This window comes from Kitasatospora sp. NPDC058032 (assembly GCF_042885845.1).
In the GTDB taxonomy this organism is placed as follows: Bacteria; Actinomycetota; Actinomycetes; order Streptomycetales; family Streptomycetaceae; genus Kitasatospora.
In genome coordinates this window covers 101051-122598 of record NZ_JBHVRK010000014.1, presented here as the reverse complement: position 1 = coordinate 122598, position 21548 = coordinate 101051, and the positions used below count along the sequence as shown (strand labels likewise).

19 protein-coding genes are annotated in these 21548 nt (G+C 75.3%); 9 read left to right on the top strand and 10 right to left on the bottom strand.

Annotation, left to right across the window (positions count from 1 at the left end; all coding sequences use genetic code 11):
* Nucleotides 1-126: 126 nt before the first annotated feature.
* Nucleotides 127-1746 carry an amidohydrolase gene (locus ACFVUH_RS22720; protein WP_387915101.1) on the bottom strand — a complete coding sequence of 540 codons (1620 nt, stop codon included), beginning with the start codon at nucleotides 1744-1746 and terminating at the stop codon, nucleotides 127-129.
* A 237-nt stretch (nucleotides 1747-1983) separates the two neighbouring features.
* On the opposite strand from ACFVUH_RS22720, the gene ACFVUH_RS22715 reads away from it, so the two are divergent.
* The 5 genes from ACFVUH_RS22715 (at nucleotide 1984) to ACFVUH_RS22695 (ending at nucleotide 5640) form a co-directional block, all read left to right on the top strand.
* A complete protein-coding gene (locus ACFVUH_RS22715) occupies nucleotides 1984-2643 on the top strand; it encodes a TetR/AcrR family transcriptional regulator (RefSeq protein WP_387915100.1) in 660 nt (219 codons plus the stop codon).
* 565 nt (nucleotides 2644-3208) lie between these two features.
* Nucleotides 3209-3592, top strand: coding sequence for a hypothetical protein (locus tag ACFVUH_RS22710; RefSeq protein ID WP_355374066.1), 384 nt, complete (start codon nucleotides 3209-3211; stop codon nucleotides 3590-3592).
* Nucleotides 3589-4680, top strand: a complete 1092-nt coding sequence (locus ACFVUH_RS22705) for a hypothetical protein (protein ID WP_387915099.1) — start codon at nucleotides 3589-3591, stop codon at nucleotides 4678-4680. Before ACFVUH_RS22710 ends, ACFVUH_RS22705 begins: the two co-directional genes overlap by 4 nt.
* Nucleotides 4681-4762: 82 nt before the next feature.
* Entirely contained in the window at nucleotides 4763-5155 is a 393-nt protein-coding gene (locus ACFVUH_RS22700; protein ID WP_387915098.1) for a roadblock/LC7 domain-containing protein, read from the top strand.
* 110 nt (nucleotides 5156-5265) lie between these two features.
* Nucleotides 5266-5640 carry a hypothetical protein gene (locus ACFVUH_RS22695; RefSeq protein WP_355374060.1) on the top strand — a complete coding sequence of 125 codons (375 nt, stop codon included), beginning with the start codon at nucleotides 5266-5268 and terminating at the stop codon, nucleotides 5638-5640.
* Here the strand turns inward: ACFVUH_RS22695 and ACFVUH_RS22690 are convergent.
* From ACFVUH_RS22690 to ACFVUH_RS22665, 6 genes are all read right to left on the bottom strand, one after another.
* Nucleotides 5609-6076, bottom strand: a complete 468-nt coding sequence (locus ACFVUH_RS22690; RefSeq protein ID WP_355374057.1) for a DUF6188 family protein — start codon at nucleotides 6074-6076, stop codon at nucleotides 5609-5611. The genes ACFVUH_RS22695 and ACFVUH_RS22690 overlap by 32 nt on opposite strands.
* 91 nt (nucleotides 6077-6167) lie before the next feature.
* The gene (locus tag ACFVUH_RS22685; RefSeq protein ID WP_387915097.1) at nucleotides 6168-7277 is read right to left on the bottom strand and encodes an NUDIX domain-containing protein; all 1110 of its coding nucleotides are present in this window, start codon (nucleotides 7275-7277) and stop codon (nucleotides 6168-6170) included.
* Nucleotides 7278-7953: 676 nt separating this feature from the next.
* Nucleotides 7954-8883, bottom strand: coding sequence for an SGNH/GDSL hydrolase family protein (locus ACFVUH_RS22680; protein ID WP_387915096.1), 930 nt, complete (start codon nucleotides 8881-8883; stop codon nucleotides 7954-7956).
* 69 nt (nucleotides 8884-8952) lie between these two features.
* Nucleotides 8953-10101 carry a glycosyltransferase gene (locus tag ACFVUH_RS22675; protein ID WP_387915095.1) on the bottom strand — a complete coding sequence of 383 codons (1149 nt, stop codon included), beginning with the start codon at nucleotides 10099-10101 and terminating at the stop codon, nucleotides 8953-8955.
* Nucleotides 10098-11363: a glycosyltransferase family 4 protein gene (locus ACFVUH_RS22670; RefSeq protein WP_387915094.1), complete on the bottom strand. Its 1266-nt coding sequence runs from the start codon at nucleotides 11361-11363 to the stop codon at nucleotides 10098-10100. The genes ACFVUH_RS22675 and ACFVUH_RS22670 overlap by 4 nt, the downstream gene beginning before the upstream one ends.
* Nucleotides 11364-11486: 123 nt before the next feature.
* Nucleotides 11487-11678: a DUF1508 domain-containing protein gene (locus ACFVUH_RS22665; RefSeq protein ID WP_355374045.1), complete on the bottom strand. Its 192-nt coding sequence runs from the start codon at nucleotides 11676-11678 to the stop codon at nucleotides 11487-11489.
* 232 nt (nucleotides 11679-11910) lie between these two features.
* Between ACFVUH_RS22665 and ACFVUH_RS22660 the strand changes: the two genes are divergently transcribed.
* From ACFVUH_RS22660 to ACFVUH_RS22650, 3 genes are all read left to right on the top strand, one after another.
* Nucleotides 11911-12237, top strand: a complete 327-nt coding sequence (locus tag ACFVUH_RS22660) for a putative quinol monooxygenase (RefSeq protein WP_355374042.1) — start codon at nucleotides 11911-11913, stop codon at nucleotides 12235-12237.
* A gap of 152 nt (nucleotides 12238-12389) precedes the next feature.
* A complete protein-coding gene (locus ACFVUH_RS22655; protein WP_387915093.1) occupies nucleotides 12390-15530 on the top strand; it encodes a DEAD/DEAH box helicase in 3141 nt (1046 codons plus the stop codon).
* A gap of 3 nt (nucleotides 15531-15533) precedes the next feature.
* Nucleotides 15534-15761, top strand: a complete 228-nt coding sequence (locus ACFVUH_RS22650; protein ID WP_387915092.1) for a hypothetical protein — start codon at nucleotides 15534-15536, stop codon at nucleotides 15759-15761.
* Between the two features lie 57 nt (nucleotides 15762-15818).
* Here ACFVUH_RS22650 and sph read toward each other — a convergent pair whose 3' ends face one another.
* The 3 genes from sph to ACFVUH_RS22635 form a co-directional block, all read right to left on the bottom strand.
* Complete coding sequence (gene sph, locus ACFVUH_RS22645) at nucleotides 15819-16802, bottom strand: sphingomyelin phosphodiesterase (protein ID WP_387915091.1); 984 nt, start codon at nucleotides 16800-16802, stop codon at nucleotides 15819-15821.
* 72 nt (nucleotides 16803-16874) lie between these two features.
* Nucleotides 16875-18971 carry an MMPL family transporter gene (locus ACFVUH_RS22640; protein WP_387915090.1) on the bottom strand — a complete coding sequence of 699 codons (2097 nt, stop codon included), beginning with the start codon at nucleotides 18969-18971 and terminating at the stop codon, nucleotides 16875-16877.
* 136 nt (nucleotides 18972-19107) lie between these two features.
* Complete coding sequence (locus ACFVUH_RS22635; RefSeq protein WP_355374028.1) at nucleotides 19108-20082, bottom strand: deoxyribonuclease IV; 975 nt, start codon at nucleotides 20080-20082, stop codon at nucleotides 19108-19110.
* A 291-nt stretch (nucleotides 20083-20373) separates the two neighbouring features.
* Here ACFVUH_RS22635 and ACFVUH_RS22630 point away from each other — a divergent pair, with 291 nt between their 5' ends.
* Nucleotides 20374-21540 carry a right-handed parallel beta-helix repeat-containing protein gene (locus tag ACFVUH_RS22630; protein WP_387915089.1) on the top strand — a complete coding sequence of 389 codons (1167 nt, stop codon included), beginning with the start codon at nucleotides 20374-20376 and terminating at the stop codon, nucleotides 21538-21540.
* Nucleotides 21541-21548 lie beyond the last annotated feature (8 nt).

The following is a 21548-nucleotide window of genomic DNA, read 5'->3' as shown; positions in this document are numbered from 1 at the left end:
GGGGTCGTGCGGTCGAGGGTAGGGCAGACCGTCCGGTGGGGGGCGCGGACGGCTTCGGCGTACGCCCGGCATGCGCCTTTGACGCGCCCGGTGCGCGCGCCGTCGATCGGGTCGGGGCGCGGGCGCTCAGTGGGTGCGACGGCCGCCCAGCCAGGTGCCGAGGACGGCGACCCCGGCCAGCTCGCCCGCCGGGACGGCGTACGGGTCGGCGGCCAGGTGCACCAGGTCCGCCCGCAGGCCGACCCGCAGCACCCCCCAGGCGTCCTCCTCGAACGCCTGGTGCGCCACACCGGCGGAGTAGGCGGCGAGCGCCTCGGCCAGGCCGATCCGCTCCTGCGGCAGCCAGCCGCCCTCCGGCAGGCCCTCGGGCGTCTGCCGGGTGACGGCAGTGGCCAGCCCGGCCAGCGGCTCGTAGCGGGTGACCGGCCAGTCGCTGCCGAACGAGACCCGCGCGCCGTCGCGCAGCAGGGCGGCGATCCGGTACTGCCGGGCGCCGCGCTCGGGGCCGATCCGGGGCAGCGTCAGCTCGGTCATCAGCGGGTCGGGCTGCGCCCAGAGCGGCTCGAAGTTGGCGATCACACCGAGTTCGGCGAAGCGCGGCAGGTCGGCCGGGTCGACCAGCTGGACGTGCGCGATCACCGGGCGGCGGTCGCGGGGCCCGTTGCGGCGCGCGGCGGCCTCGATGGCGTCCAGGGCGATCCGCACGCCGCGGTCGCCGATGGCGTGGATGTGCGGCTGGAAGCCGAGCGCGTCGACGGCGGTGACGGCGTCGGCGAGCTCCTCGGCGGTCCAGTTGGCGGCGCCGTGCGAGTGCGGGCAGTCGGTGTAGGGCTCCAGCAGCGCGGCGGTGCCGGACTCCAGGACGCCGTCGGCGAAGAACTTGACGGCCCGCGCGGTGAGCCGGCCGCGCCCGGCGGCGTCGACCCGCTCGCGGTCGGCGGCGAGCCTCGGCAGCCGCTCGCGCCAGCCGTCCGGCTCCAGCAGCAGCGCGAGGTCGGCCCGCACGGCGAGGGCCTCGTCGTCCTGGCCGGCGACGGCGGCGATCCAGGTGTCGACCTGGGCCGGTTCGACCCAGGCGTCCTGGACCCAGGTGATCCCGGCGGAGGCGAGCATGCGGGCCGTCCCGCGCAGCGCGTCGACCTGCTCGGCGAGGTCGGGCAGCGGCACCAGGGCGAGCACGGGGTTGAGCGCGCCGAACTCGCGCAGGGTGCCGAGCGGGCTGCCGTCGGCGCGGCGGACGATCTCGCCGTGGGCCGGCTCGGGCGTGTCGGCGGTGTACCCGGCCCGGCGCAGTGCCTCGCTGTTGGCCCAGCCGGTGTGGTGGTCCATGGTGCGCAGCAGCACCGGCCGGTCGGGCACGACCGCGTCGAGCAGCGCCGCGTCGAACAGTCCGCCCTCGGCGAGCCACGGGTCGAAGGCGTCGCCGGTGATCCATTCGGCCTCGGGGTGCTGCTCGGCCCAGACGCGGACCGCCTCGACGACCTCCGTCAGGTCGGCGCAGTCCCGGACCGGGACGCCGCGCAGGCCGAGCCCGCCGAGCAGCGGGTGGACGTGGCCGTCGCCCCAGGACGGCAGCAGGGCGCCGCCGGCCAGGTCGACGGTCTCGGTTCGCGCGTCGCGCAGGGCGTGCGCCGCGGCGCCGAGGGCGGTGATCCGCCCGGCGGTGACGGCGAGGGCGTCGGTGACGGGGTGGGCCGGGTCGCCGGTGTGGATCCGGCCCCCGGTGAAGATCGTGTCGGCGCGCATGCGGGTGCGTCCTCTCCCGGTGCGGTCTGGTGTGACCTGGTTAACTGAATGGGATTCGGTAACCGTAGGTGCGGTCGGCCGGAACACGGAAGACTTTTATTGAAAGTCATTCGATTACGTTTTCATCACGATGATCTTGCGCGATGATCGTAGGGCCGTGCCGCCGAGCCGCGCCGCGCGGCGACACCGCCATCGTCATCGCCGACGAGCCGACGAGCCGACAAGGACGGAAACCCCATGGCCAGGCCGCGCACACCCCTGCTGGACCGTGAGCGCATCGTGCGGAGCGCGCTGCGGCTGGTCGACGAGGCCGGCGACCTCACCATCCCCGCCCTCGCGGGTGTGCTCAAGGTCAGCCCCTCGGCGCTCTACCACCACGTCACCGGGCGTGCCGAGATCGTCGCCCTGATGCGCGCCGAGCTCGTCCGGTCCATCGGCGAGCGGTCGCTCTGGGACCGGCCGTGGGACGAGGCGCTGGGCGGCTGGGCCCGCGCCTACCGCGAGGCCTTCGCCGAGCATCCCGGCATCATCCGGTTGCTGGCCACCGCTCCGCTCGCCGAACCGTTCATGCACGAGCTGTACGAGCGGGCCGTGGGCACCCTGGAGGCCGCCGGCTTCGCGCCGGAGGACGTGATGGGCATGATCACCGCGCTGGAGAGCTTCATCCTCGGCTCGGCGCTGGACCTCGTCGCGCCCGCCGTCATGGTCGATGCCGTCGACCGGGTCGCCACCCCGCGGCTGGCCGACGCGCTGGCCGCCGTCCCGGCCGGGCGCCGCCGTGCCGACCAGGCCTTCGAGGTCGGGCTCGCGGCGCTGATCGCCGGCTACCGGACGCTGCTGGCCGCCGACCGCGGGCGGGGCGGGGGCGCCGGGGATCCGATTTCTGACCAGGCGTGATGGCCTGCTACTGTTCTTCTCGTCGGAAGGGAACGATCTTCGCGGAGCGGGGATCGGGACCGGATCGACCAGGCGTCAGTGGTGCTACCAGAGCACGTCCTACTTTCAGTAGGGAGAGTCCGTGCAACCCGGGCCTGGCGCTCCATCGGAAGCGGTCGTTCCCCTGTGGGGGACGGCCGCTTCGTCGTTTTGTCGCTTCTCCGGGACGTGCCGGTTCGGGACGTGCCGGTTCGGGGCGCACCGGTTCTATCGCAAACCCGGCCCCGAAACCCACGGGAGCGGCCGACAATCGGCCAAGGTGGCGCCCCAGGTGGATCATTCGTTCGTGTCACGCGCGGGTGTGCGGTCAGCGGTGATTCCGCCCGGGCCAAGCTGACGGAGCGTCAAAGGATGGCCGAAAACGCGCTGCTGTGATGTGACTATGCCATTGGAACGTTCCCTGCATGGATTCCATCAGTAGCCTTCCGTGTCGAGCCCGCCACGGGTCGTGGCAGCCCGGCCGGCGTCCGGCGGTCATGCCCCGCCGCGCCGTTTCCTCCCCGAACCCCCCTCCGAAGGAGCCCGAGTGCCGGGTATCGACGAGTGCCTGTCCCGGGCGATGGCGATCGCCGGGGCCCGCGCCGCCAGTCTGATCGACTGGAGCAGCGGGCTCGCCCTGGGCAGTGTCGGAGTCAGTCCGACCGGCGACCACGACACCACGGCCGCGGAGGCAACCGACCTGGTACGGGCGGCCGTTGAGGCCGCGACCTTCACCGCGGGGGAGGAGCGCGCGGCGCCGATGCAGGACATCATCCTGACCGCCGGCCGCAGTTACCACCTGCTCTGCTTCATCGACACCGTCTTCGACAGCCGGCTCGTGCTGCACCTCTGGCTCGACCGTGCCGAGGGAAACCTCGCCGTCGCCCGGTTCCGGCTGCAGTCGATCGCCGAGGAACTGGTGCTCGGATGACGGACTCCGGTGCGAATCCCGTCGCGGAGGGCCAGGGGGATCCGGGAGCCGAGGGAGCTCCGGGAGTCCGGGGTGCCGTCGGGTTCCGGCCACCGGACGGGGCCCTCGTCCGCCCCGTCACCGGTGCCGGCCCCGGCTGGACGCCCGGGGCGGCCGTCGAACGGCTCGCCGGGGAACGCGCCACCGGCGCCCTGCGCGGCCCCGCCGGCACCGTCTACCTCGTCGACGGCCTGGTCGCCCACGCCGAATCCGACCGGGCCCCCGACCTCGCCACCCTGCTCACCGCCTGCGGGCGGCTCACCCGGGAGACCTGGCAGGAGGCGGTCCACCGGTTCGGCCCGCACGCCCGGGTCGGCGAGGGCCTGGTCGAACAGGGCCGGCTGACCCGGGGCGAGCTCGAACTCTGCCACCTCGGCGCGCTCTACGACGCCGCCTGCTTCCTGTTCGACGCGCCTGACGCGTCCGGCGTGCTCGGCGTTCCCAACGGGCGTCCCGTTCCGGCCTGTTGGACCTTCACGCCCGGCGTGCGGCACTGGCTCGGCCCGGTGACCTCGGTCGGCGCCCACCGGCTGCGCCGGGAGGCCGCCCGGCGGCAGCACCTGCTGGACCGGATCTGGCCCTCGGCGCAGTTCGACACCGCGCCGCTGTGCCGGGCCGCCCCGACGGCCGCCCCGGCCCCCGCGCGCCACGCCCGCCGGCTGCGCCCGCCGACCCGCTGTCAGCGCGAGCTGCTCGACCATGCGGACGGCCGGAGAACCCCGGCGGAGCTGGCCCGACTGCTCGGCCGCTCCGCGTTCGCGACCACGGCGGACGTGCGGCGGCTCGCCGCCGCCGGTCTGCTGGCCGGCCTCGACACCGGGCGTGCGACGGCCGGTACGGCGCACGGTACAGCTGACGGGGGACCGGTGCCGCAGGCCCCCGGCGGGCTGCACCGGCGGGTGCCCGGCGCGGCGCTCGCCGCCCTCACCGGCGAGCCGCGCGGGCCGGACCCCGCCGTCCCGCCGGACCCCGCCGTCCCGCCCACTGACACCGACCCGGACATCGCCCTGCTGATCCGGGTCCGAACCCTTCTGGAGGCCCGACTTTGAACCACGCTCCGCCCGCGACCCCGGCCTCACGGTCATGAGGCGGGCGCTCAAGCAGCGTGTCGGAAGGAGACAACTGATCGCCTTGGAGACCGATCTGCTCGCCGAACTCCGCGCCATCAAGCACCGGATGCCGCACCTCGCGGGCGGCCTGGTGGCCAGTGTGGACGGCCTGCTGATCGCCCACGACACCCACGGGACCGAACCCTCGGGCCTGGCGGCGATGACCGCCACCTCGCTCGGCCTGGCGCAGCGGCTCGCCGACAGCACCGGCCAGGGCGAGTTCCGGGAGTCGCTGGTCCGCGGCGAACACGGCTACGTCGCCACCTACGCGGCCGGCGGCAGCTGCGTGCTCACCCTGCTCGCTCACCCGGACGCGAACATCGGCCGCCTGCACCTGGAGGCCCGCCGCTCCGCCCAGCGCATCGCCGCACTCCTCAACGACGCGCTGCAGCCCAAGGAGACCCGGGAGCTCTGACGGGCCGGCTCGTCCCACCTGTGACCGCACGGCCTGTCCACCGAACGACCGAACGACCGATCCACTGACTCACCGACTCACCGACTCACCGACGAACGGGAGATACCACCATGACCGACGCCGCAGGCGCGCTGAAGCAGGCCATGACCGTGATCGAGGGCGCGATCGGCGCGGCCCTGGTCGACTACAACAGCGGCATGGCGCTGGCCACCCTCGACGGCCCCGGCGGTCTCGACCTCAACGTGGCCGCCGCCGGGAACACCGACGTGGTCCGGGCCAAGATGCGCACCATGGACATGCTGGGCCTCACCGACGGGATCGAGGACATCCTCATCACCCTCAGCAGCCAGTACCACCTGATCCGCCCGCTCACCAGCCGCAGCGGCAAGGGCCTGTTCCTCTACCTGGCGCTGGACAAGAGCCGGGCCAACCTGGCGATGGCCCGCCACCAGCTCACCAGGATCGAGGCGGACCTGGAGGTCTGACCGGGGCCGGCTCCCCGGACCCGGCCACCTCGCCGCCGGGGAGCCCCGCCCAGACCGTGCCGTCGGGCGTGACCACCCGCCACGGCGCGAGCAGCGCGTGCGGCGGGACGGACAGCGTCCCGCTGTCCTCGTCCTTGCCCTCGTCGCCGCCCGCGAAGGTCAGCTCCAGCCCTCCGGCCGGGGTGACCAGGGCGGTGCCGACCGTCCGGCCGACCAGAGCGAGCAGTGGTCCGGTGGGCCGGAAGGTCAGCGCGGGATAGAAGATCGCGACCCCGGCGGGTCCGGTGAGCCGGAACTCCTGTGCCACCCGGACGACGACCGGCCCGTCGAGCACGAGGTCGAGCCGGTCGCCGCCGCGGACCGCCGTCACCCGGCGACCGGTCAGGACGGCGTCGAGGCCGTCCCCGGCGCGCGGAGCGTGTTGCGTGTTCTGCATGCGGCCAGTGTGGACCGGCGGGACGCCGCCTGTCCTGCCGCCTGTCCCGCCGCCTGTCCCGCCGGGTGCCCGGCCGCGTGCCCGGCGCGGGTCAGTCGGCCGGGTGGCCGCCGACCAGTTCGGCCGGGCCGCCCGGCCGGTCCCGCGCCGCCAGCGCGGCCGCCGTCCGGGCCCAGGACGCCGGCGTCAGCAGCGCCCGCGCCTCCACCGGGTCGCAGAGTCGCCACTCGGCCAGCTCGTCCTCGGCCAGGGTGATCGACGCGAACCGCTCGTCCGCCACCGTGCCGCCGTCGAACAGGTACACCAGCACGGCGGTGTCGCGGACCGCCGCCGGGTCCGCGGCCCGGCCGGGCATCCAGTCCAGCGCCAGCAGCCGCCCCGGATCGCCGGACCAGCCCAGCTCCTCACGGATCTCGCGGCGGGCCGCCGCCCGGGGCAGTTCCCGGTCCGCCTCGACCCCGCCGCCCGGAAGCGTCCAGTACGGCACCTCGCCGCCCGGCAGGTCCCACGGCCGCTGCCGCACCAGCAGCACACGGCCCGCCCGGTCCGTGAACACCGTGCGGGCCTTGGCCCGGATCCGCGGCCGGCTCGCGATGTACGCCTCCCGGTCCAGCAACGGCGGGGCGTCGGCGGGCGGCTCGGGCGCCGTTCCCTGGGGCGGCCAGTGCTCGGACAGTTCGGACAGCCCCGCCGCGCCCGTGTACGCGGGGGCCGGTCCCGGCGACAGGTGGTCGAGCGTGTGCCCGACCGGCAGACCGTCCTCCAGTTCCACCGGCCCGGCCGCGCGGGGCGCCCGCAGGCAGGCCGTCACCCGCCGGGAGAGCCGCGGCGGCAGTGCACGGCCCGCCTGCTCGGGCGTCAGCCACGCCCAGCCGCCCACCTCGGCGCGGTCCGGCGTGAACGCCGCCGCCTGCTCCGGTGTCAGCGGCTCGGACCAGTACAGGTGGGCGGCGATCGGAGGGCGGTGGTGGTCCAGGGTCCAGTCCAGGCAGGCCAACGGTCCGAGCCGCGGCGTGAAGCCCAGCTCCTCCTCGACCTCCCGCACCGCCGTGCGACGCGGCGAGAGGTCCTGCGGATCCCACCCACCGCCCGGCACGGCCACCGGATGCCTGCGGTCGTACGGCAACCGCACCACCAGCACCCGCCCCCGCTCGTCCGGAAACAGCACCCCCGCCGCCGCCAACAACTCCCGCCCCGTCACCCGCACTCCCTCCGCCACGCCATCCGGACCCTGGAAGACACCCCACCCCACCTCACCGGTTCCCCACACCCGGCGGGCCGACTTCCCGCTCTGGCAACTCCCGCCGTGAGATCCGGATGCGGAGAAGCGATTCTCCCCATTGGTTCCCCGCCCCGCCGAGCACTACGCGGAGTGGGAAGTCGGAGGGTCCGACTTCCTGCGTCGGCGACTTCCGCCGTGAGATCCGGGTGTGGAGAAGATTCGATTCTCCGCATTGGTTCCTCGGCCCCGCTGAGTACTGCGTGAGTGGGAAGTCGGCGGGTCCGACTTCCTGTGCAGCTTGTTCGGGGGTAGCGCCATTGCTGCCGCCGGCAGTTTCCGCTCTGCTGACTGTGCTTCCGCTGCGACGTCCGGATCTGGGAGGGACCTGACCCCACCTCACCGGTTCCTTGTGCGGCCGAGCGTGGAAGTCGGCGGCTTCGACTTCCTGTTCCGGAAGTCGCTGGTTGGCGCCGCGCGGAGTGGGAAGTCGGAGGGTCCGACTTCCTGCTCCTGCGGTTGGTGGGTCAGCGCCATGCGGAGTGGGGAGTTGGTGGGCCGGAGCTTTCGGGTGGTGGGTGCGCGGAGTGGGAAGTCGGCGGGCCCGACTTTCTGTTCCGCGGGCGGCCGGTGAGGGTGTTGGGAGGAGTTGGCGGGGTCAGCGGCGGGGGGTTGGGAGGGCGGCGAGGGCGGTGGTGGTGGCGTGGGCCATTCGGCGGTCGTGGTGGTCGGTGGTGCCGCGGAGGCGGGCGTAGCCCTCCACGGCGGCGAGGGCGACCAGGCCCGGCAGCAGGTCGGTGCTGCGGTCGGCGACCCAGCGGGTGCCCTTGGTGGCCATCCACCAGACGTCGGCCAGGGGGCCGGGCGGCGGCTCGGCCGGTTCCGGGGCGGGGGCCGGGCCGAGCGGGCGGCCGGCGGCGGTGAGCAGGTCGTGGAACCCGCGGGCGATCAGGTGGTGGCCCTCGGCGCTCGGGTGGAGGCGGTCGACGCTCAGCAGCCGGCGCTCCGCCGTCCAGGGCAGTTCGGCGATGTGCAGGTGGACGGCCCCGTGGCGGACGGCGAGCGCGTGCACCACGGTGTTCACCGCGCGCATCCGCCGGGCCAGCGGCCGGGCGAGCGGACGCGGCAGGCGCAGCAGGGCGCCCGGGTCGGGCAGGCAGGCGGTCAGCACCACGGCGCCGCTGTGTGTGAGCCGGCCGAGGACGGTGTCCAGGGCCAGGGTGGTGCGGCCGACGTCGAAGCCGGACCGCAGGGTGTCGTTGCCGCCGGCCACCACGGCGGCGAACCGGGGGCGCAGGGTGAGCGCCGCGGGCAGCTGCTCCGCCGTCAGGTCGGTGGTGAGCGCGCCGCTGCGCGCGAGGTTGGTGAACTCGACGCCGGGCTGCGGCGGGGCCAGGGACCGGGCGAGCAGGGCCGCCCAGCCGCGCCAGCCGTCGGCGATCGGGTCGCCGACGCCCTCGGTGAGCGAGTCGCCGAGGGCCACGAAGCGGACCGGTTCGCCGGTCCGCCTTCCGCCCCCGCGGGTCTCGCCGTGTGCGGCCCCCGGTACGGTGCCGCCTCCTCCGTCCACTGTGGTGATGGTGTTCATCGGACCTCCCACCCGCTCCCTGCTGTTCCGTTCCTCCCGTGCCGTCCGGCCGTGCGCGCGGACCCGCGCTCAGCGGGCGGTGACGGGTGCCGCGCCGTGGGCGGCGAGGAAGGCCGCCACGGCCACCGGCCAGCTGTACCGTTCGGCCTGGGCGCGCGCGGCGGCGCGCCGGGCCGGTTCGGGGCGCGCGAGGAGTTCGCGCACCGCCTCCGCGAACCCCGCGCCGGTCGGTTCGGCGGCGACGCCGGCCGTGCCGACCAGCTCGGGCAGGGCGGAGCCGCGGTGGACGGCGACCGGCGTGCCGCACGCGAGCGCCTCCAGCGCGGCGAGCCCGAAGGTCTCGACCGGCCCCGGCGCCAGCACCACGTCGGCGCAGCCGAGCAGGCGGGCGACGGCCGGGCGTCCCGCCAGGTGGCCGAGGAGGTGCACCGGCAGCCGCTCCCGCGCGGCCCGGGCGGCCAGCCGTGACCGCAGCGGGCCGGTGCCGGCCACCGCCAGCACCGCGTCGACCCCGGCGGACCGCAGCGCGGTCAGGGCGTCGAGGGCGAGTGCGGGGCGCTTCTCGGTGGAGAGCCGGGAGCAGAGCACCAGCAGCACCTGCCCGGGGGCCGCGTACCGGGCCCGCTCCGCCGCCCGGTCGTCGCGGGACGGCGGGCACAGCGCGGCGAGGTCCACGCCGAGCGGGGCGCGCGCGAGGTTCCGCACGCCCAGGCGGCGGAACTCGGCGGCGGCCCAGTCGGTCGTGCAGATCACCGTGTCGTACGACCGGGCGGTGCGGCCGTTGAGCCGGTCGGCCGCCGCGTCGGCGACCGGGCCGGGCGCGCCCCAGGTGCGGAGCACGCCGACGGCGCTCTCGTGCGACACCATCGCCGAGCGCACCCCGTGCCGCCGGGCCCAGGCGCCGGTCCAGCGCAGGGTGGTGCGGTCGGAGACCTCCAGCCGGTCGGGGGCCAGCCGTTCGAGTTCGGCGGCCACCGCCCGGCGGTCGGTGAGCAGCCGGTACCCGCCGCTGCCGGGGAGCACGGGGCCGGGCAGCGTGACGACCAGCCCCTGGTCGTCCTCCTCGACGGTGCGGCGCTCCCCGGGCACGACGAGCACCGGGGTGTGCCCGGCGGCCCGGTAGCCCGCGCCGAGGTGGCGCAGCGCGGTGCGCAGTCCGCCGGAGACGGGGGTGACGAAGTTCGCCACCCGGACGATCCGCAGCGGTGCGGCGGTCATGCGGGCAGTTCCTCCGTCAGCGGGGCGGCCGGCCGGCCGGGCCCGGACGCGGGAGCCGGAGCCTGCGACCCGGCGGGGGAGCCGCCCGAGGCGGGGGAAGCCGGGGAGGCCGCCACCCCGTGGTGCTCCGCGAGCACCTCGGCGTAGTGGCGCAGCAGCAGGTCCCCGACGGCCTCCCAGGTGCGGGCCGTCACCTCCGCCCGCCCGGCGCGCCCGTACCCGGCGCGCAGCTCCGCGTCCCCGGCCAGGGCGGTCACCGCCCGGGCCACCGCCGCGCCGTCGCGCGGCGGGACGAGCAGACCGGTGCGGTGGTGGGCGACCAGGTCGAGCGGGCCGCCGGCCGCCGGGCCGATCACCGCGACCCCGCTGGCCATCGCCTCCTGGATGGTCTGGCAGAACGTCTCCAGCGGCCCGGTGTGCACGAAGACGTCCAGGGTCGCGAAACATCGGGCCAGCTCCTCGCCGGTGCGCCGGCCGAGGAAGACGGCGCCGGGCATGGCGGCCTTCAGCCCGGGCGCGGACGGCCCGTCGCCGATGATCACCACCCGCACGCCGGGCAGCGTGGCGGTCTCGGCGAGCAGGTCGACCCGCTTCTCCGGCGCGAGCCGCCCGACGTAGCCGACCAGGACCTCGCCGCCGGGGGCGAGCGCCCGGTGCAGCGCCTCGTCGCGGTGGCGCGGGTGGAAGCGCACCGAGTCCACGCCGCGCGGCCACAGCTGGACCCGGGCGACCCCGTGCGCGGTGAGGTCCTGGGCGGCGGGGGTGGACGGCGCGAGCGTGCGGGCGGCGAGGCCGTGGACGGCGCGGATCCGGTGCCAGGCAGCCGCCTCGCCGAGCCCGCGCCCGGCCCGGTAGGCGTGCGCGTACCCGGCGAGGTCGGTCTGGTAGACGGCGACGACGGGCACGCCGAGCCGGGCGGCGACCTGCCCCCCGCGCGCGCCCAGCACGAACGGGCTGGCCAGGTGGACGAGGTCGGGCCGGTGGCCGCGGATCGCGGCGGCCAGTTGCCGGCTGGGCAGCGCGATCCGGACCTGCGGGTAGCCGGGCAGCGGGACGGAGGGGACGCGCACCACCGGCAGCTCGTCCGGCACGCCGCCGGCGCCGAAGGTGTGCGAGGGACTCTGCGCGCCGCGCGCGGGCGCCGGCGTGACGACGAGCGGCTGGTGTCCCCGGCGCAGCAGGTGCTCGGCGGTGCGCAGCACGCTGTGGGCGACGCCGTTGACCTCGGGGGGAAAGGATTCGGTGACGATGACGACACGCATGTCCGTGTTCTCTCCACCCCCGGCGTGCACGCGGCCAAAGGGATCTGTCGTACAAACGAACGCGGGTCGGCGAATTGTCCCGCCGACCCGCGTCCCGCCCGGTGAGGGGCGCCGCCGAAGTGCTCAGGCCGGCCCGGCGGCCGCCTCCTTCAGCTCCGCGTAGGGCGCGAGCTTGCGGATCGACTCGATGCTCTTGAGGCAGTCGTCCCGGCTCTCCTCCGGGTCGCCCGTCACCACGATCGATCCGTTGCTCGCCTTGAGCCGGAACCGGTGCATGCCGTGATCATCGGTGTACAGCTCGAACTTTCCCGCCATGGCAGTTGACACCTCTCGTTCAGGAAGCCCCCCGCAACCGCACCGTAGGGGCAAATCCCTTGCCACGCGCGCCAGATGGACCATCCGGGTGCGGGGTCGCCGGGTGTGCCCGCCCGGTGGACCACTGCGCTCCCCGGTACCCCGTCCGACCTGGGACAATGACCACTGCGCTCGTTGAGAGGCCGCCGTTCCCAAGGTGGTCGCGGACGGGCGTGGAACGAAAGGAAGTCCCATGATCTTCATCACCGTCAAGTTCGCGGTCCGCCCCGAGCGTGCCGACGAATGGCTCAGCCTCGTCGACGACTTCACCCGGGCCACCCGCAACGAGCCCGGCAACCTCTTCTTCGAGTGGTCGCGCAGCGTCGACAACCCCCACGAGTTCGTCCTGGTCGAGGCGTTCCGCGACGGCGACGCCGGTAAGGAGCACGTGGAGTCCGCGCACTTCGTGAAGGCGATGGAGGACATGTCCTACGCGGTGGCCGCCAAGCCGCAGATCGTCTCGATCGAGATCCCCGGCATGGACGGCTGGGGCGAGATGGGCGAGATCACCCCGCGGTGACCTCCGCGCCCTCCGGCAACGGCCGGTCGGTCCTCGGACCGTCCGGCCGTTGCGGTGTTCGGGGCTCTGTCAGTGGTGCGGATTAGGCTGGGAAGCCCGTTCTGCCCGTCCCCGCCCTGCCCGTCCCCGCCCCGGAGAGGTGCCGCCCGCCGATGTACGCCCTGCACGCGCTCTGGCGGGCCGACGGCCGGCTCGCCGTCTGGGCGGAGGACGCGTCGGTGTACCGGGGCGACGCGCCCGCCCGCGGTGAGCGCGGCGGGACGGCGCACCCGTTCGCCTGCCCCGCCGCCGAGGTGGCGCGGCTGCTGGCAGCGGTCGGGCCGGGCCTCGGCTGGCTGGCCGAGCAGGCCGCCGAGCGGTGGACCGGGCTGCTGCTGCCGACCCTCGGCACCCGGCCCGTGCCGTCCCCGGACCTTCCGGTGGGCGCCGTGACGCGGGGCGTGGCGCTGAGCCCGTGGCGGGTGCCCGCGCTGCTCTTCGACCGCTCGCAGGCCGCCCAGCTGCTCGGCGCGCTGCACGATCCGCACTGGCCGGGCGCAACCGTCCAGCTGCCCGACGGCACCCCGGCCGAGCTGGCGTACGGCGCCTCGGTGCGCTGGCTGGCCGCCGTGCACGACCTCGCCTGGCGGCTGGTCGGGCGGGGGCGGCTGCTGCCGGTGCTGGTCGAGGAGGCGGGGCGGTGGTACGCGCGCTGGCGGCCGGCCCCGGACGCGTTCGCCGGACGGGAGGCGGCGGCGCTGGCCGCCGGCTGCCCGCCGGTCTGCCGCGCGGAGCACCTGGCGGGCGCGCACCCGGCGGGCGGGCCCGGGGCGGGCGGGACCTCGACAGACGGGCCCTCGGCGGACGCGCCCTCCGCCACCGCGCTGCTCGCCGGGGTGCTCGACGCCCTGGTCGACCAGGAGGCCCGGGTCGCCCTCGCCGACCTCGACCCGCCCGCCGACCCCTTCCTCGCCGCCCTGCACGGCCCCGACGGCCGGCTCGACCAGGCCCCGCCCGCCGGACTGCCCGACCGGCTGGCCGCCTGGCAGGGCGCCCGCCCGGCCGACGCGCCGCTACGGCTCGACTTCCGCCTCACCGAACCGCTCGGCCCCGACCAGGACGACCCCGACGGCGGGGTGCGTGCCGAGACCTGGCGGCTCGACCTGCTGGTCCGCGCCACCGAGCGCCCCTCCCTGGTGGTCCCCGCCGCCGCCCTGTGGCCGGGCACCGCCGACCCCGCGTACCAGGCGCTGGCCGACGCCGTGCCCGCCGAGGCGGGCGACCCGGCCGAGGCCTACCGGGCCGAGCTGGCCCGGGCCCTGCGGGTGGACCCCGGGCTGCGCGCGCTGCTCCCGGGGGTCTTCGCCACCGAGGCACGGCTCGACCGGGCGGGCGCCCTGCGCTTCCTGCGCGAGGGCGCGCCCGCGCTGGCCCGCGCCGGATTCGGCGTACTGCTGCCCGCCTGGTGGCAGCGCCGCCCCCGGCTCGGCCTGGTCCTGACGGCCGGCACCCCGCCCGGCGACCCGTCCGCCGTGGCGCGCACTGCACAGGTCGACCGGGACGCCGTGCTGGCCTTCGAATGGCGCCTCGCCCTGGGCGAGTCCACGCTCACCGAGCGGGAACTCGCCGACCTCGCCGCCGCCCAGCAGGGGCTGGTCCGGCTGCGCGGCCGGTGGATCGAGGTCGACCAGTCCCAACTCGCCGCCGCCGTACGGTTCCTGGCCGAGCACGGCAGCGGCACCATGGAGCCGGTCGAAGTGCTGCGGCTGGCCGTGGACGACACCGCCGTGGTGGACGGACTGCCGGTCACCGCCGTGCACGCCACCGGCCCGCTCGGCGATCTGCTGGCCGGCCGGCCCGGCCCCGCCGAGCGCGCCCCGCGGCTGCCCGCCGGCTTCACCGGCACCCTGCGCCCCTACCAGCGGCGCGGGTTGGCCTGGCTGGACGCGCTGGGACGGCTGGGCCTCGGCGCCGTGCTGGCCGACGACATGGGCCTCGGCAAGACGGTGCAGACCCTCGCGCTGCTCGCCCTGGAACAGGAGCGCGGGGCCCGCGGGCCGGTCCTGCTGGTCTGCCCGATGTCGATGGTCGGCACCTGGCAGCGGGAGGCCGCCCGGTTCGCCCCCGGCCTGCGGGTGCACGTCCACCACGGCCCCGACCGCACCGCGCCGGACGCCACCGCCGACCTGGTGATCACCACCTACGGCCTGGTCCAGCGGGACGCCGCCGAACTGCGCCGCGTCCACTGGCGGCGGATCGTCGCCGACGAGGCCCAGCAGGTCAAGAACCGGTCGGCCCGGCAGTCCCGCGCCCTGCGCTCGCTGCGTTCCGGCCCGCGGATCGCGCTCACCGGCACCCCGGTGGAGAACCGACTGGCCGATCTGCACGCCGTGCTGGACTTCGCCAACCCCGGGCTCTTCGGCGGCCCGGAGGCGTTCCGCGAGCGGTTCGCGATCCCGGTCGAGCAGACCGGCAGCGTGGACGCGGCGGCCCGACTGCGCCGGGTCACCGGCCCGTTCCTGCTGCGCCGGCGCAAGACCGACCCGCTGATCGTCCAGGACCTGCCCGCCAAGCAGGAGTTCACCGTCAGCTGCGCGCTCACGGCGGAACAGGCCGGGCTCTACCGGGCGGTGGTGACGGACCTGCTGGAGCGGCTGGGCGGGCTGCGCGGCGTCGAGCGCAAGGGCGCGGTGCTGGCGGCGATCGGCCGGCTCAAGCAGGTCTGCAACCACCCGGCCCAACTCCTGCACGACGGTACGGCGGTGGCCGGCCGCTCGGGCAAGGTGGAGCGGCTGGTCGAGCTGCTGACGGAGGCGCTGGCCGAGGGCGACCGGGTGCTGGTCTTCACCCAGTACGCGGAGTTCGGCACCATGCTCCGGCCCTACCTGCGGCGGAAGTTGGGCGAGGAGGTGCTCCATCTGCACGGCGGGGTGCCGCGCGGACGGCGCGAGGAACTGGTCGCGCGCTTCCAGTCGCCGGACGGGCCGCGGGTGTTCCTGCTCTCGTTGAAGGCGGGCGGCACCGGGCTCAACCTGACCGCCGCCAACCAGGTGGTGCACCTGGACCGTTGGTGGAACCCGGCGGTGGAGGACCAGGCCACCGACCGCGCGCACCGGATCGGCCAGCGCCGGGCCGTGCAGGTCCGCCGGCTGGTCTGCGCCGGTACCGTGGAGGAGCGGATCGGTGAACTCCTCGACGCCAAGCGAACCCTGGCCGAGGCGGCGGTCGGCGACGGCGAGCAGTGGCTCGCCGAGCTGCCCGCCGAGCGGCTGCGCGAACTGCTGGCCCTGTCCGCCGACACGATCGGGGAGTGACCCGTGGCCGACTTCGAGCAACGGCCGGACCGACCGGACCGACCGGACCGGCCCCTGGCCGAGCTGATCGACGTCTTCTGGCAGGGCTCCGTCCCCGCCCCGGCCGACGATCCGGAGGGTGAGGTCGCCACCGCTCTCGACGAGTTGGGCCCCACCGGCCTGACCTCGCGCGGACGCCCGCCGGACGCCGCGCTGGCCGCCGCCTACCGGCGGTTCACCGGGGCCGGCTGACCCGGGTGAACCGCCGCAGCCGCCGCAACCGCCGCGACCGGCGAGCTGGCCGGCCGGTCAGCCGGCGGTGACCGGGTAGTGGTCGGAGAGGTCGTTGTAGGTGTAACCGGTGCCCCAACTGCTGACCGTCCACGGCGCGCTGTGGAAACGGACCACCGTGTTGGTGTAGTTCGCCGGGCGCGCGTGGTCGGCCCGGTAGAGGACGTAGTCGAGGTCCTCCTTCGGCTCGCCCGGGTAGCGGTAGGCGGCGATCGAGTTGTCCGCGGTGTCGAAGGAGTCGGCCCAGCCGTCGCGGGTGGTGGCCGGCGCCACGCCCGCGTTGGCCAGCAGCGCCGGGTACTCGGTGCCGTGCGAGTCGATGTTGAGGTCCCCGGCGAGCAGGATCGGCTCGGCGGCCGGGATGTTCTTGGCGTCGACGAAGGCCTTCATCGCCTTGAGCTGGGCGGCCCGGATCGCCGCCGGCCGGCCGGCGGAGCAGCCGGTGTCGGTGGACTGCAGGTGGGTGCCGATCACGTGCGTGCGCAGGCCGTTGACGTTCAGCACGGCGTAGACGAAGCCCTTGTTCGACCACCAGTCCGAGCCGCACGCGTCCTTGAACACGTACTGCTCCTTGCGCAGGATGGGCCACTTGCTGAGCAGGGTGACGCCGCCGTCCTCGGGGGTGGCGGAGCTGTAGCTGCCGGAGGTGGCGTCCCAGCCGCTGGTCGAGCGGCCGACCACCGGGGTGTGGTACGGGTACGCGGCCGAGGCCTGGGCGACCAGCGCGTCGGAGGCGGCGTTGTCGAAGGCCTCCTGGAGCACCACGACGTCCTGGCCCTGGAAGACGTCGGCGGCGGGGATGGCCTTGGCCCGGTAGTCCTGGCCCCAGTTGGGGTAGAGGTTCGTGCTCATCAGGAAGACGTTGTACGTCAGCACCTTGAGCGCGGGGACGGACGCGTTCCCGGTGGTGGCGGCGTGGGCGCCCGGCGCGGCGGCGACGGGGGCGAGCAGGGCTGCGGCGGCCGTGCAGACGGCGGCGAGGCGCGCGGAGGGAGTTGGCATGCCCGCAGTGAAGCGACGCAGGGCCACGTTCGTCCAGACGGTGAACGATAACCATATGAACGCATCGGTAACTTAAAGCTGTCTGGCCAACTCCTCCTTGGGTGGAGGAACTTGCCTGGACAACTCGCTCGGCCACCACATGTGGCGGTCCAGGTCCAGGGTCACCGCGGTGACCAGCACGGAGCGCACCACGAGGGTGTCCAGCAGGACGCCGAGCGCCACCGCGAAGCCGATCTCGGCGAAGCCGACGATCGGAAGGGTGCCCAGCACGGCGAAGGTGCTCGCCAGGATCAGACCGGCCGAGGTGATCACACCGCCGGTGGCGGCCAGCCCGGCCAGCGCGCCCGGCCGGGTGCCGTGCTGGACGGACTCCTCGTGGACCCGGGTCATCAGGAAGATGTTGTAGTCGATGCCCAGCGCCACCAGGAACACGAAGACGAACAGCGGGAAGGCGTTGTCCTGGCCCTCGAAGTGGAAGACGTGCGCGAAGAAGAACGCGCTGATGCCGAGCGCCGCCGCGTAGGAGAGCACGACGGTGGCGATCAGCACCAGCGGCGCCGTCACCGCACGCAGCAGCAGCGCCAGGATCACCAGGACGACGCCCAGCACCAGCGGGATGATCGTCCGGTTGTCGGAGGTCGCGGCCCGGCCCGCGTCCAGGATCACCGCCGTCGAGCCGCCCACCTGGGCGTCGGCGTTCGGTACGGCGTGCACGGAGGTCCGCAGGCGGTCCACGGTGTCCTTGGCGGCCTGGCTGTCCGGCGGGTCGGTGAGCGTCGCCTGGAACATCGCCCGTCCCTCGTGCGTCACCGGTTGCGTGGTGCCCGACACCCCGGCCGTCTGCTGCGTCACCGTGCGCACCGCCTCCGCCTCGCCGGCCGCGGAGATGACCGTCAGCGGCGCGCCGGTGCCGGCCGGGAAGTGCGCCGCCAACACCTCCTGGCCGACCACCGAGTCCGGTTTGCCGGTGAAGGTGCCCGCCGTGCTCAGACCGGTCGCGTTCAGCGAGACCAGCCCGATGCAGCAGGCCGCCAGGGCCAGCGTGGTGCCGGTCCAGACCTTGCGCGGACGGCGCGCGATCCATGCGCCGACGTGCGCCCAGCGGCCGGTCCGCGTCGGCTCGGGCGTCCCGAACGCGGGCCGCACCGGCCAGAACACCCAGCGGCCGACGATCACCAGCAGGGCCGGCAGCAGGGTCAGCATCGCCAGCAGCGCCACCAGCACGCCGATCGCGCAGACCGGACCGAGGCCGCTGGTGGAGTTCATCTCGGCGACCAGCAGACAGAGCATCGAGACGATCACGGTCGCCGAGGAGGCCAGGATCGCGGGCCCGGCCCGGTGCAGCGCGAAGGCCATCGCCTCGTGCCGGTCCTCGTGCCGGCGCAGCTCCTCCCGGTAGCGGGCGGTGAGCAGCAGCGCGTAGTCCGTCCCCGCGCCGAGCACCAGCACGATGAGGATGCCGGCGCTCTGCGCGTTGACGGTCAGTCCGGCGTGCTTGGCCAGCAGGTAGATCACCGCCTGTGCGACCACCAGCGCCCCGGCCGCCGAGAACAGCGGCAGCATCCACAGCACCGGGCTGCGGTAGGTGAGCAGCAGGAGGACGATCACCACGGTGACGGTGGCCGCGAGCAGCGTGGAGTCGATCCCCGCGAAGGCCTCCGCCTGGTCGGCGCCGACCCCGGCCGGGCCGGTGACATGGGTGGTCATGCCCTGGCTGTTCGCGGCGGCGGTGGCCCGCAGACTGTCCACGGCCGGGCGCAGGTCCTGCCAGCCGCCGGTGCCGATGTCGATCGGCACGATGGTCTGCAGCGCCTGGCCGTCCGCCGACTCGACCGGCCCCTGCACCGGGCCGAGCACGTGCGGGGCGGAGGCGAAGGCCTCGGCGTCCCGGGCCGCCTCGGCCCGGTCGGCGAGGGTGATGCCGCTCTCCCGCACGTAGACCACCACCGCCTGGGCGGTGTCCACCGGCTGGAAGGCCCGCTGCTCGTCCAGCACCCGGGTGGACTCGGCGTTGCTCGGCAGCCAGCTGGAGGCCTGGTTGTCCTCGGCGCCGGCGAGCTTTCCCGCCAGCGGGCCCGCCACCACCAGCAGCACCAGCCACAGGGCCAGTACCACCCACTTGCCGCGGCGGCCGCACGGCAGCTCGGCCAACTTCCGGGTCGGGCTCATCGGGAGATCCCCCGTCCTGGGGCGCATGATTCGCTCCAGCGTGCCACCGGGGGCGCGCCCCGGCAGCCCGGTGCGGGCCGGGTGGCCTACAGGGACCGCGCGGCGCGGGCCGGGCTGCCGACGCGGGCCGGGTCGTTCACGCCGGCCGTCCGGCGCGGGCCCGCAGCGCCTTGAGCGCGGTGATGTCCCGGGCGTGGCCGGTGCCGTCGCCGCCGTGCTTGCGGTCCGGGGTCTCCACGAGCAGCGGGACACCGGCCGTCGCCGGGTGCTCGAACAGCTCGCGGAACGGCTCGGCGCCGATCAGGCCGTCGCCGATGTTGGCGTGCCGGTCCTTGCGCGCGCCGACGGCGTCCTCGGAGTCGTTGGCGTGGATCAGCCGCAGCCGGCCCGGACCGGCGGCCGCGACCAGCGCGTCCAGCGTCCGGCGCACGCCGCCCGGCTCCGCCAGGTCGTGGCCGGCCGCGAAGGCGTGGCAGGTGTCCAGGCAGACCCCGACCCTGGGGTGGCCGTCCAGCGCGTCGACGTACTCGGCGAGGTCCTCCATCCGCGAGCAGAGCGAACGGCCCTGGCCGGCGGTCGGCTCCAGCAGCAGCCACGGCGCGTCGTCGCCGAGCGCGTCCAGCTCCTCCAGCAGCGGGCGCACGTCCGCCCGGACCTGCGCCATCGCCTCGGCCCGGCGCGAGCCGCCGTCCGCCGCCGCGCCGACCGCCGATCCGGTGTGCAACACCACGCCCAGCGCGCCGATCGCATGTCCGCGCAGCAGCGAGTGGCGCAGCGAGACGGCCGAGCGTTCGCGGGTGGCCGGGTTGTCCGAGCCGAAGTTGATCAGGTACGGCGCGTGCACGTAGGCGGGGATGCGCTGCTCGGCGCAGGCCGCGCGGAACTCCTCGTCCTGCGCCGGGTTGCCGGGCGGCGTCGCCCAGCCGCGCGGGTTCGCCACGAACACCTGCACCGTCTCGGCGCCCACCCGCCGGGCGTACGCCAGACCGGTGCCGGCCAGGCCCCGGGCCGCCACCGGCACGTGGGCGCCGACCGGGTTGCGGCCGGCCGGTGCGGGCCCCTCGGGGGCGGTCGGCGCGACGGGGGCTGCGGTGGTGGTGGCGGTGCTCATGGCTCCGAGCATGGCACGCGGGCGGCGGGACTCCCGACAGCGGTCGTTCCCACCCGGTCGGGCGGGCCGGCCGCCCCCGGACGGCGCGGGTGCCGCCGCCGCGTCCGACGCCCCGTCAGCCCGGCAGCCCAACCCTGGTGGCGCGGGCACCGGAGCGCACCTAGCGTCGGTTCGGCCGACACCCACCGGCCGTCATCTCCCGCTCACCTTGCGTCACCGTGCCGATGGCCCCCACGAACGAGCGCGTCGGGGCTCCCACGCGGCGGCGTGCCAGAAAGCAGGTCATCACCCATGCCCACGCGACGGGTTCACCACCTCGCCGCGGCCACCGCCGCCGCCACGACCGCCCTGACCACCGTCCTCACCGCCGTCGGCGCCGCGCCCGCGCACGCCGCCGGCGAACTGCACCTGGTCCAGCCCGGGGGGTCGATCCAGCAGGCCCTCGACGCCGCCCACCCCGGCGACACCGTGCAGCTGCTCCCCGGCGAGTACCGGGGCAGCGTCCGGATCACCACACCCGGCCTCACCCTGCGCGGGGCCGGCCCGGACAGCGTGATCCTCCCCGCCGACAGCGCGACGGCGCTCGCCACCTCCGCCGCGCCCGCGACGGCGCCCACCGCGCCCACCGCGCCCGCCGCCAAGGCCGCCACGTCCGCCGCCGACGCCGCCGCGGCCTGCTCCGCCGCCGGCCACGGCCTCTGCGTGGTCGGCACCGACGACCGGCCGCTCGACGGCGTCACCGTCGAGGCGCTCGCCGTCACCGGCTTCCGCAAGAACGGCATCAACGCCACCGGCACCACCGGCCTGACCGTCCGCGCCACCTACGTTCACGACAACGGACAGCAGGGCATCAGCCAGGAGAAGTCCACCCGGGGCGTGATCACCGCCAACGAGTCCGCCCGCAACGGCCAGTCCGGCGTCTTCCTCGCCAACACGGTGGACAGCGAGGGCGGCGCCCTCTCCACCGACGGCACCATGGTCACCGGCAACCTGCTCACCGACAACCGGATCGGCGTCACCGTCCGTCGGCTGCGCGACCTGAGCATCGAGCGCAACCGGATCCACGGCAACTGCGGCGGCGTCTTCATCGTCGGCGACGAGGGCGTGCCCCGGGCCGGCGCGCTCACCGTCCACCGCAACCAGGTCGTCGCCAACAACCGCTACTGCCCGCCCAACCCCCGGCTGGACCACATCCAGGGCGCCGGCATCGTGCTCACCGGCGCGGAGGAGACCGCGGTGACGGAGAACGAGGTCCGCGACAACGTCGGCGCCTCGCCGTTCTCCGGCGGCATCGTGCTCGTCCACAGCGTGGTCGGCGTGCCCAACGCCCGCAACACCGTCGCCGACAACCTCGTGCTCGGCAACGGCCCGGCCGACCTCGCCGACCGCGACACCGGCACCGACAACGCCTTCACCCGCAACCAGTGTGCGGTCTCCGAGCCGGCCGGCCGCTGCTGACCGGTCCG